The organism is Vibrio sp. V42_P2S4T144 (assembly GCF_009904715.1).
GTDB classification, from domain to species: domain Bacteria; phylum Pseudomonadota; class Gammaproteobacteria; order Enterobacterales; family Vibrionaceae; genus Vibrio; species Vibrio alginolyticus.
The window spans coordinates 1-10499 of record NZ_WXWS01000643.1; the positions used below are offsets into that span (position 1 = coordinate 1).

Genomic DNA, 10499 nt, shown 5'->3' on the forward strand with positions numbered 1-10499 from the left:
GTAGGAGTCTCGTGATGAGGTTATTAAACATGAATTTAGCCGTGCAATTTTCCAAAGTTTACAGTGTAAAAAAAGCGGCTTTACCCCGGAACAGATAAAAGCCGCTTGCCAATGATGTGTTAATTCACATCTTATCGCATAATCATTTGTTCACGACCAGGACCCACAGACACCATTTTTACTGGTACGCCCATCAGTTCCTCAATGCGTAGAACGTATTTCTGTGCTGCTACTGGAAGCTCTTCAAACTTACGACAACCTGTGATGTCCTCGCTCCAGCTTTCCATCTTCTCGTAGATTGGCGCAAGAGAGGCAGTTTGAGGCCAGATTGGGTTTTCGCTGTGGTCGCCTTCGTAGCCAACACAGATTTTCAGATCGTTAAGGCCAGTCAAACAGTCTACTTTCGTTAGTGCAATTTCAGTTGCGGCTTGCAGTTCAACGCCATTCTTCGTAGCGACTGCGTCAAAGTAGCCCATATCGCGTGGACGACCCGTAGTTGCACCGAACTCGCCAGCAAGTTCGCGGAAAGCGTCTTGCTCTTCCATTGCAGTGATCAACGTACCAGTACCCACTGATGAGCTGAAGGCTTTTGCAACCGCAATAACGCGTTCAGGACGAAGTGCCGGAAGGCCACTACCGATACCCGCGTACATTGATACAACGTTAGAAGATGTTGTCCAAGGGTACTCACCGTAAACAAGGTCACGACCCGCGCCAAGCTGCGCTTCGAACAATAGAGTTTTGTCTTTCGCTTGTAGTTCTTTTAGAGGAAGCGTTACGTTGCAAATTGAATCGCGCCAAGGTGCAGAGACTTCTAGCAGCCAGTTCGCCAGTTCTTCAGCGGTTTGTTCAAACTCGAACGTCGGGTAAAGTGCACGCAGTTGCGGCAGTTTCCAATCCATCATGAATTGAAGGCGTTCAACCAATACTTCTGGTTGCTTCAACCAACCAACTAGGATGCCTTTCTTCATTACGCGGTCACCGTACGCAGGTGCAATACCTTGACGAGTTGAGCCGTATGCTTTGTCGCCTAAACGTTGTTCTTCTAGCGTATCTTCTAGTGCGTGTAGAGGTAGACACAGTGTTGCGCGATCAGAGATGCACATATTCACTTTTACGCCCGCTTCTTCAACTTCCGCAATCTCCTGAGACAGCAACGCAGGGCTGATAACCATACCCGGACCTAACACTGCCAAACAGTCTGGGTTGAATACGCCACTTGGTAGCTGGTGCAGCTTAAACGTACCTAGATCGTTAACCACGGTGTGACCCGCGTTGTTACCACCTTGGAAACGAATGCTCGCAGAAGCTTGCTCTGCCAAAAAGTCAACGATGCGGCCTTTGCCTTCATCACCCCAGTTTGCACCCACAACAACGATAGACGACATAATTTAATCTCCAAAAACAGATGCAAAAATCTTAAGGTGTTCGCCATAATAAGAGAAATTAATTATACTCATTAACTTGATAAGAATCTCATATCGGAATTGGCAATGTTAGATTTGAACTGGCTGCGAACCTTCGTAACTCTTGCAGAGGTAAAACACTTTGGTAAAACAGCGACGGAACTCCACATGACGCAGCCGAACGTAAGTTTGCATATCAAGCAGTTGGAGCAAGCCACGCGCACGAAATTGATTGAGCGAAATCCCGTGCAGTTGACGCAAGCGGGGAAGCGTTTGTTAGCTACGGCGCTGCGGATGCTCAATGAGCTGCAAATTTGTCAGTCAGATCTCAATGCCATCAACGATCTTACGCAGGGGACGCTTTCTATTGCGGCGAGCGATATTGTTTCACGTTTACTGCTTATCAAACCATTTCAGCAATTCAAAAGTGAATATCCGGGGATCGACTTGGCATTGTTCAACACCACATCTTCTCAAGCGGTGGATTTGGTGAAAAGTGCGCGTGCCGATATCGGCTTTGTTATCGCACAAAAAGAGAGTCAACCGCTGCATTTTACGCCTCTCACGCAGATTCACTGGTGTGCGTTTGGCGATAACATTTTTGAGTGGCAAGACAATCGAAAAGAGAGCCAGACGCTGATCCTGCTAGGGCACGATACTCGAACCCGAGAGCTGATTGATGCGTCTTTACCTGAACTAAATCTGCCTAAGCATCGCGTGATGGAAGTGGGCAGTGTGGAAGCACAAATCGACTGGGCGGAAGCGGGGTTTGGGACTGCTATTGTGCCGGATTTCTCGCTCGATCCGAGATTAAAGCTTTCTCGTGAAGTTACGCCTTTGCCAAGTTTTCCAAACACTGATTTCGGCTACATCGTGCGTCAAAATCAGGTGTTATCCAAAGCGGCAAAACAGTTGTTGGCTTGGGTTGGCGAGAATGTGTCGGTGGTTGAGGGCTAAGGCGATGAAAGAAAAAGCCATGAAAGAAACGAAGATTACGATTTCGCTCCCATCCTTGATTCACCGTATTGGGGGTGACCATGCCAAGCGAGCGAAAACACTCGCAGCAGAAAAACAGTGCGATCTTAAGCGAATTAGACGATCTCGTCACTGGCAAATCTCAGGCGAGGCTTTGGATGTAAAAGCGTTTTTAGAGCATCTCAAAAACGAAGAAGCAGAGACGATGCGATTTGCGATCAACAAAATCGAACAAGCTCTACTTGCTCACCAAGACAAATTGGAACCTTTGGACGTGAAGTTGATACGTTTGGTGAGACAAAACCCAAACATCACCCTAGCGGAGCTGATGGCTGAAACGAACTGCACGTTAGTTCAAGCTCGCACGGTACGATTTGGTGCTGAGTTGCTTTAAGATCGGTTTGTGGTTTACTCACTTTATTAACAGATGTTAGGGTACCGATCAAAATCACTCACTAAGACCATTTTATTATGGATATTTGGCAGCTTCTCCTTTTTATTCCTGCTTGCTTCGCTCTAAATATGGCTCCAGGCCCAAACAATTTATTGGCAATGAATAATGCGCGTTGTTACGGCTTTAGGGCCGCGTTTACGGCCAGTTTAGGCAGAATTGCTGCTTTTTCAGCGATGATTGCGTTGTCTGCATCAGGTCTGGCTGTGATTTTGTATACGTCAGAAATGCTATTTTTGGCAATAAAGCTGGTAGGGGCGCTGTATCTACTGTGGATTGCGTTCAACCTTTGGCGTTCAGAGTCCAGCCCGATCTCTGACTTGGACAATTCGCGCAATTACGCAGGACTTGCGAAGCAAGAATTTACGCTTGCTGCTGGCAACCCGAAAGCGATTCTTATCTTTACTGCATTCTTGCCGCAATTTGTTGATGCCAATGCCAACGTTCAAGAGCAGTTTTTTGCCCTTGGCTCGACGTTTTTGATATTAGAAATGGTCGCCATTTCAATCTATGCCATCTTTGGTTTGTACTTGAGACACTGGTTTTCAAATCCAAAAATGGCGAAACGTTTCAATCGCGGATGTTCGTTGTTTTTAGCTGCATCAGGTGCGAATTTGCTTCTAAGTAAGCAATAACAAAACATCATCTCTGTAGATTATTTTTCTATAAAAAAAGCCGCTGATGTTACATTAGCGGCTCTTTTCGTTGATGTATCGATTAATTTATTGTTACCACATCAAATCGTCAGGCACGACGAAATCTGCGTATGGATCGTCTTCTGCTGGAATGTCCGATTCAGGTTCTTTTTGTTCGATGATGACGGACTCATCACGTTGAGCAATTTTATTCGCTACTCCACGTGGAATGACAACATAGCTTTCACCAAAAATTGCGATTGCCAAAATACCTTTGATCAACTGCTCGCGGATAAGTGAATCTACATAAAGTGATTTCACTAGCGTACCGTGAGTGAAGTTGTATTTGATGTCGCCATCTTTTAAGTCGATCTTGTTCATCTCAATCAATTGATTGATCTGCGCTTTGATCTCTTTATTTAATCGCTCAGCATTTTGTTGCTCGCTCAATTGTTTATCACGCTCTAACTGTTGGCGTTTATTCTCTTCAACCGCCGCTTTTACTTCGCGTGCTTGAACGCGTGATTTTTTAGAGCCTTTCTTCGCTTTCTTTAGTTTCTTTTCATTAACTAAGCCAGCTTTCAGCATTTGTTCTTGAAGGGTAAGTTTTGCCATGTTTTATCCAGTTAGTGCGCAATTTTGGGCATTTTACCCACTATTGCCACTTGTAGTAAATAATAGTGCTTCCTATGGGTCTAAAATGTTTGGTTGGCTTGTTATCTCTTTAAGGAAAGTGCAAAGCGGGCCTTCTCCAAAGCCCGCGAGCGTTACTGAAATCTAGGTGGGTTATGGCTGCCACTGTTTAGATGTGACGAGGTTATCCATCACTTTGTTTACCGCTTGATGCGCTTTGTCGACAATGGTGTCTATATCGTTACGATTCGCGATAAGCGGTGGAGCAAAACCGAGGATGTCACCATGTGGCATAGCGCGAGCGATTAAGCCTTGCTCTAAACAGGCCGCCGCGATTTGCGGGCCTACTTTCAAGTTTGGATCAAAGTGTGCTCGGCGAAGCTTGTCTGAAGAAAACTCCAACGCATGCAACAAGCCAACGCCACGAGTATCACCGACTAATGGATGATCGTTAAACGTCTCTGCCATACGTTGCTGCAAGTAAGCACCGACTTCAGCCGCGTTTTTTACCAAGCCTTCACGCTCAATGATATCGAGGTTGCAGTTTGCGGCTGCCGCTCCCATTGGGTGACCAGAGTAGGTATAACCGTGTCCGATAGCGCCCCATTGGTCGGTGCCGTTTTCTAGCACACTCCAAACTCGTTCACCGACGATCACGCCAGACAGCGGTTGATACGCTGAGGTTAACCCTTTCGCTACCGTGATGAGATCTGGTTTCATGTCGTAGTGGAGTGAGCCAAAATCGGAGCCGAGGCGACCAAAGCCACACACCACTTCATCCGCAATCAAGAGTACATCGTATTTGTCGAGTACTTTGCGAATCGCCTGCCAGTACCCTGCTGGTGGTGGCACAATACCGCCAGTACCGAGCACTGGTTCCGCAATCATTGCTGCTACCGTTTCTGGGCCTTCTTCCAAGATCATCGCTTCGAGTTGATCTGCGCAATATTGAGAGAATTCGAGCTCAGACATACTCTCGTCTTCACGGCGATAATAATATGGCGCGATGGTGTGTTTGATACGCTCAAGTGGTAAATCAAAATGGGCGTGGAACAGCGGCAAACCTGTCATTGAACCGGACGCGATACTTGAACCATGGTAGCCGCGGTCACGCGAAATGATTTTTTTCTTCTCTGGTAGACCACGAGCATTGTTGTAATACCACACCAACTTAAGTTGAGTTTCGTTCGCGTCGCTGCCTGACATGCCGTAGTAAACTCTGCTCATGCCTTCAGGCGCCATTTTGATGATGCGATCTGACAGTGTCACGAGCGCTTCGTTCGTATGACCGACGTACGTGTGGTAGTACGCCAGTTCTTTGGCTTGCTCATAAATCGCATCGGCCATTTCGGTCCTGCCATAGCCAATGTTTACACAATACAACCCGGCAAAGCCGTCTATCAGCTCGATGCCTTCTGAATCGGTGATGCGTATTCCGCTTCCGCTCGAGATAATTCTTCCCGGAAGCTCCCCGGCCGCATACTGCTTTAGGTGGGTTGAGGCATGAAATACTCTCTGACGATCGATCTCTAAAAGTTGTTGGGTTTTGTTACTCATGATCCTTCTCCTCGAATAATTGGATATCCATATTTCGTGTCTCAACTGCCACTGACGGTTGGTAAAGCGCCTAAGCAGCAGTATTTGATTTCGCTGTATTCTTCAAATCCGTGACGGCTTCCTTCTCGTCCAAGACCAGACTGTTTCACGCCGCCGAATGGGATAGGGTGCCCTGTCATTTTGACGGAGTTCACGCTCACCATGCCAAACTCCAAACCGCGCATGCAGTGCCAAATTTGGTGGATATCGTGACCATAAACATAGGCAGCTAAGCCGTATTCAGTGTCGTTGCTCATTTCAATCACGGTATCTAAGTCTTGGTAAGGCAATACGCCTGCCACAGGACAAAAATTCTCTTCGCGATACACCGCCATTTCAGGGGTTACATCGGCTAGCAATGTCGGCGCGAAGAAGTTTTCGCCTGGTACGGGCTGGTGGTATCCCGCTACCAATCGCGCGCCTTTGTCGAGCGCGTCACGCACCAAATCATGCGCTTTATCCACCGCAGTGCGATTAATAAGTGGTCCCATGGTGGTTTTTTCGTCTAAGCCATTGCCCAAAACGATGTGGCTCATTTCTTTGGCAAACGCTTCCAAAAACGCTTCGTACTTATCGTCAGGGACGAAAATACGGTTTGCGGCCAAGCAGTCTTGTCCTGCGGTTTGAAACTTCGCATCCACGGCGGCTTTGGCTGCTTGCTCGACATCCATATCTGGCAGCACGATGAAAGGGGCGTTACCACCGAGCTCCATACTGCACTTCTTCACGGTTTGTGCCGCGTCGCGTAGCAATAGTTTGCCCACTCGAGTTGAGCCTGTGAACGAGAGTGCTTTGACTTTATCGGAGTGGCACAAGGTTTGTGACACCATCACCGCATCGCCAGTGATCACGTTAAATACACCAGGTGGAAAGCCAGCTCGGTCTGCTAACTCTGCCAACGCTAACGCAGAAAAAGGCGTTTCACTGGCGGGCTTAATGATCACCGGACAGCCTATTGCTAGTGCGGCAGCGGCTTTGCGTGTGATCATGGCATTAGGAAAGTTCCAAGGCGTAATCAGTGCTGCGACACCAATTGGCTCGCGCACCGTTGATAGCTGCGCATTCGGAATATGACTTGGGATGGTTTCGCCATAACAGCGGCGTGCTTCTTCGGCAAACCAACGAACAAAGGATGCGCCGTAGTCAATCTCACCTACAGCATCACCTAGTGTTTTTCCTTGCTCCATCACCATCAAATGAGCAAGATCTTGCTTTGATTCTAGAATCAGGTCGTGCCAACGCATGAGAATTTCAGCGCGCTCTTCTGCTTGCATTTTTCGCCATTGACGAAAGGCTTGGTCGGCTTCATCAATCGCTTGATAGAGTTGTTGCTGAGATAGCTTAGTGATGTAACCGATGACCGTGCCATCTGCTGGATTATCCACCGGATGAAATTGATCACCACTTACCCATTTGCCATTCACGTACGCTAAACCTCTCACCAAACGTACGTCTTTCATTATCGCCATCATGTCGTGTGAGGCTTTTAATTCTTCAGTGTGTAAGCTGTGCAGTGCTGCCATGAGTCCTTCTCCCAGCATCGTTGTCCATAATGAAACTGTAATGGAGAAGTGACCGAAATAATTTCTGATACCGAGGTTTAAAACGTCAGAACTTTCTTTTTAGTGCCGTTAAATATGGTGTTTTTTCTGTTCACGCCTGATGCACATTTTCCCTTTTATAACAAAGCGTTTTGGTTTACTTCGAATGTGCCCGCATCACGTTTGATTGTTTTTGTCACAATGTAAGTAAAGTAGCGCTCAATGCCCACATCTGAGTCTAACCAGTTGTCGATAAGCCGCTGATATTGGTCGATATCTTCTGACTGAATTTTAAGGATGTAATCGACACCACCGCCCGTGGCATAGCAATCAGTGACTTCTGGTGAATGTTGAACCAGTTGCTCGAAGCGTTTGAACGCTTGGGCGTTGTGTTCTTTGAGCGTAACTTCAACCATAACTGACGTTCGTTTGAACAAAATATCGGTATTTACTTTTGCTCCGTAACCTTCAATGATGCCTGCTTCTTCCAGTTTTTTGACGCGCTCCCAGCAAGGGCTCACGGATAGGTTGATGGCCTCGGCAAGGTGAGATTTGGTGATACGACCATTATCATGAAGTATTTGTAGAATTTTTACGTCGTAGCGATCGAGGCGCATTATGAGTCTCCCTGTTGAATACTAATCATTTCATAAAGGCTGATGACTGGTCGCTGTTATAAGGTGCTTTCCAGTTTGCTTCTGGTATGCCATTTGTTTTGATTTCTTTGGTTGGCTTTTCAATCAGCCTATCTCGCCGCAGTCTTCGGCTATAACTGCGATAGTGTCACCGATATTCACCATAGCAGGAAAACGACGTGCCGCGAAAATACCATTGCGCTGTGACTTGTACTCAACGGGGGCGGTACCTGTGCGCTCGGTCGAGAAGATTCTCACTAATACATCTCCCTTTTTGACGGTATCGCCAAGATCAAATAAGTATTCTGTGATGCCCTGGTGCTGGCTTTGCACATAACAACTTGCATCAGGCATATCTAATAACTTAGTTGGTTGGGTTGGTTGTTCGTAGTCACCGGGCAAGTTGCCTGAGAAGCGCAAGAAGTTGCGAATGCCACGGTCGGAATAAGCGATGGTTTCTGGAGTGCTGGTTCCGCCTCCTCTGAGTTCGGTGGTAACAAAGATTTTTCCCTGAGACTCCACGGCAGTGTCATACAGGCTAGTGGCGTCCATTTCGAGCAAGATCATGGTGTAAGGTGCGCCAAACAGTTTTGCACCTAATATGCAGGCTTCTTCTTGATCGAGATTGTCGAGACGATGGGCAGCGGCGAACGGCACGATATCTAACGTTTTACCACCTGAGTGAATGTCTAACGCAAAATCGCACTTAGGAACTAGGTAACGAGTAAAATAATCCGCAATTTTCTCGGTCACTGTGCCTATGGGGTTGCCGGGAAAGCTGCGATTTAAATTCCCCTTATCGATAAACGACGTACGTGAGGCATTTTGTACCGCAGGTAAGTTCATCATGGGTACAATAATGACACGACCTTGGATTTGATCTGCCTGAAGCGAGTTCGTCAATTTTAGCAGGCTGGTGATGCCTTCGTATTCGTCTCCGTGATTACCGCCAGTAAGCAGTGCGGTTGGTCCGTGACCATTTTTGATCACGGTGATAGGTATCATAATACTGCCCCAAGCGGAGTCGTCATGTGAATAGGGCAGCGTTAAAAAGCCGTGCTGTACACCTTCTCGGTCAAAGTCTATAGTGGCTGTGATCGAGCTTTTTTGCATATCAAGTCCTTTTCGTTCTCAGACCTAGCTCAACAGAGCTTGAGGTTTGAAAAATTAGTGTTTAACAAATAAGTGGCGTGGAAAGTCACACAGCGTTTTTGCTCCATCATGGGTAATGACGATACTTTCCGTTGTTTCTAACCCCCAATCTTTGAACCACAGCCCCGGCATAAAATGGAATGTCATGCCTTCTCTCAAGATGGTTTTATCGGTGTCTCGCAAACTCATGGTTCGTTCCCCCCAATCTGGCGGGTAGCTCAAACCTATTGGATAGCCACAACGGGCGCCTTCGCGTGAGAATCCCGCTTTATCGAGAACCTGGTTTAGTGCATTGGCGATGTCGGCGCAGGTATTTCCGGGCTTTGCCACTTTTAGGCCTGCTTCAAGTCCTAAAGTTAGGGCTTCGTCGGCTCGTTTGAACTTGTCGTCAGGCTCGCCAAGAAAAATAGTGCGTGAGAGTGGGCAATGGTAACGGCGGTGCGCCCCTGCGATTTCAAAAAACGTCCCTTCACCTTTCTTGAAGGGTCTGTCATCCCAAGTCAGGTGAGGTGCGGAAGCATCAGAACCTGATGGCAAAAGCGGCACAATCGCGGTGTAATCGCCAAAGTGGTCTTCATGCCCGAGCACGGCTTGGCGGTTAATCTCGGCAACAAGGTGGTGTTTCGGTAATCCTGGTTCAATCATGTCGAACGCGACGCGGTGCATATTTTCAACAATGCGAGCGGCACGGTACATGTACGCCAGTTCTTGATCGGATTTAACGGCGCGGCACCAGTTGACTAGTCCAGTTGCATCGAGAAGTTGAGCATTCGGTAGGTGCGTAGTGAGTGATTCGTAAGCGGTGGCGCTAAAGTAATAGTTATCTTTTTCTACACCGATGCGACCACGATCCCAAAGGCGCGGAGCCAGTACGGCTTCGACCAGGAAATCCATCGGGTGTAACGGCGGGTTCATTACATAATGGTCTGGATAGTAGGTAATGTTTTCTGCCGACATATACGCAGTCCTGTATGCTCCGTTGGCATCTTGGCAGCGTCCAAACCAAACAGGTTCATCAGATGGACCAACAACGACACATTGTGGCACGTAAAAAGACCACCCATCATAGCCTGTCAGCCACGCCATGTTAGAAGGGTCATGAATGATAAGGACATCCAATTCTCTTTCTTCCATCGATTGCCGAACTTTCGTTAACCGATCCTGGAACTCATCCAGTGTAAAATGCAAAGCAACGCCTCTCATATTTTCTCCTTGTTAGAAATCCGACGCCTTATGGGCCTTCGGAGACGCTGAGGTATTTCTACCTTCTACCAGCTAGCCAGATCTGCGTTAAAAATGATTGCAATTTACCTCTGGGGTTGTATTTGGATTGAACGATGCTGTTTAACATGTTTGTTTAACCCATACATTTCATGTCAATCATTACAATTGTGGTTTATTTTTGTGCATTTCACCTCGTTTTGTGAGTTAAAGTTCGCAATTTGTTAAATGGAAGTTACAATGAGCGTTAAAAA

The 10499-nt window shown here is 47.1% G+C and carries 10 protein-coding genes; 3 read left to right on the forward strand and 7 right to left on the reverse strand.

Annotation, left to right across the window (positions count from 1 at the left end; genetic code table 11):
- Nucleotides 1-131: 131 nt before the first annotated feature.
- Complete coding sequence (locus tag CAG68_RS20890) at nt 132-1388, reverse strand: adenylosuccinate synthase (RefSeq protein WP_005373814.1); 1257 nt, start codon at nt 1386-1388, stop codon at nt 132-134.
- Nucleotides 1389-1493: 105 nt separating this feature from the next.
- Here CAG68_RS20890 and CAG68_RS20895 point away from each other — a divergent pair, with 105 nt between their 5' ends.
- The 3 genes from CAG68_RS20895 to CAG68_RS20905 all read left to right on the forward strand — a co-directional run bounded on the left by CAG68_RS20895 (nt 1494) and on the right by CAG68_RS20905 (nt 3467).
- Nucleotides 1494-2363, forward strand: coding sequence for a LysR family transcriptional regulator (locus CAG68_RS20895; protein WP_054730912.1), 870 nt, complete (start codon nt 1494-1496; stop codon nt 2361-2363).
- A 19-nt stretch (nt 2364-2382) separates the two neighbouring features.
- Entirely contained in the window at nt 2383-2775 is a 393-nt protein-coding gene (locus CAG68_RS20900; RefSeq protein WP_017633574.1) for a ribosome recycling factor family protein, read from the forward strand.
- Between the two features lie 77 nt (nt 2776-2852).
- Nucleotides 2853-3467 (forward strand): LysE family translocator, encoded by a 615-nt coding sequence (locus tag CAG68_RS20905; protein ID WP_017633575.1) that lies wholly within the window; start codon nt 2853-2855, stop codon nt 3465-3467.
- Nucleotides 3468-3560: 93 nt separating this feature from the next.
- On the opposite strand, the gene CAG68_RS20910 is transcribed toward CAG68_RS20905, so the two are convergent.
- The 6 genes from CAG68_RS20910 to doeA form a co-directional block, all read right to left on the reverse strand.
- On the reverse strand, nt 3561-4082 hold the full coding sequence (locus CAG68_RS20910) for a DUF2058 domain-containing protein (RefSeq protein WP_033906326.1): 522 nt from the start codon (nt 4080-4082) through the stop codon (nt 3561-3563).
- Nucleotides 4083-4253: 171 nt separating this feature from the next.
- Nucleotides 4254-5657, reverse strand: a complete 1404-nt coding sequence (locus CAG68_RS20915; RefSeq protein WP_054729349.1) for an aspartate aminotransferase family protein — start codon at nt 5655-5657, stop codon at nt 4254-4256.
- Nucleotides 5658-5698: 41 nt separating this feature from the next.
- Entirely contained in the window at nt 5699-7219 is a 1521-nt protein-coding gene (locus CAG68_RS20920) for an NAD-dependent succinate-semialdehyde dehydrogenase (protein WP_031781093.1), read from the reverse strand.
- 155 nt (nt 7220-7374) lie between these two features.
- Nucleotides 7375-7854, reverse strand: a complete 480-nt coding sequence (locus CAG68_RS20925) for an Lrp/AsnC family transcriptional regulator (RefSeq protein ID WP_005373784.1) — start codon at nt 7852-7854, stop codon at nt 7375-7377.
- Between the two features lie 123 nt (nt 7855-7977).
- A complete protein-coding gene (doeB, locus tag CAG68_RS20930) occupies nt 7978-8985 on the reverse strand; it encodes a N(2)-acetyl-L-2,4-diaminobutanoate deacetylase DoeB (RefSeq protein WP_054729346.1) in 1008 nt (335 codons plus the stop codon).
- Nucleotides 8986-9039: 54 nt separating this feature from the next.
- Nucleotides 9040-10227 carry an ectoine hydrolase DoeA gene (doeA, locus tag CAG68_RS20935; protein WP_005373780.1) on the reverse strand — a complete coding sequence of 396 codons (1188 nt, stop codon included), beginning with the start codon at nt 10225-10227 and terminating at the stop codon, nt 9040-9042.
- Between the last annotated feature and the right edge of the window lie 272 nt (nt 10228-10499).

What these genes read in the sequence shown, in the direction of transcription:
- CAG68_RS20890 (WP_005373814.1), bottom strand. Translation starts at nt 1,388, where the DNA reads ATGTCGTCTATCGTTGTTGTGGGTGCAAACTGGGGTGATGAAGGCAAA.
- CAG68_RS20895 (WP_054730912.1), top strand. Translation starts at nt 1,494, where the DNA reads ATGTTAGATTTGAACTGGCTGCGAACCTTCGTAACTCTTGCAGAGGTA.
- CAG68_RS20900 (WP_017633574.1), top strand. Translation starts at nt 2,383, where the DNA reads ATGAAAGAAACGAAGATTACGATTTCGCTCCCATCCTTGATTCACCGT.
- CAG68_RS20905 (WP_017633575.1), top strand. Translation starts at nt 2,853, where the DNA reads ATGGATATTTGGCAGCTTCTCCTTTTTATTCCTGCTTGCTTCGCTCTA.
- CAG68_RS20910 (WP_033906326.1), bottom strand. Translation starts at nt 4,082, where the DNA reads ATGGCAAAACTTACCCTTCAAGAACAAATGCTGAAAGCTGGCTTAGTT.
- CAG68_RS20915 (WP_054729349.1), bottom strand. Translation starts at nt 5,657, where the DNA reads ATGAGTAACAAAACCCAACAACTTTTAGAGATCGATCGTCAGAGAGTA.
- CAG68_RS20920 (WP_031781093.1), bottom strand. Translation starts at nt 7,219, where the DNA reads ATGGCAGCACTGCACAGCTTACACACTGAAGAATTAAAAGCCTCACAC.
- CAG68_RS20925 (WP_005373784.1), bottom strand. Translation starts at nt 7,854, where the DNA reads ATGCGCCTCGATCGCTACGACGTAAAAATTCTACAAATACTTCATGAT.
- doeB (WP_054729346.1), bottom strand. Translation starts at nt 8,985, where the DNA reads ATGCAAAAAAGCTCGATCACAGCCACTATAGACTTTGACCGAGAAGGT.
- doeA (WP_005373780.1), bottom strand. Translation starts at nt 10,227, where the DNA reads ATGAGAGGCGTTGCTTTGCATTTTACACTGGATGAGTTCCAGGATCGG.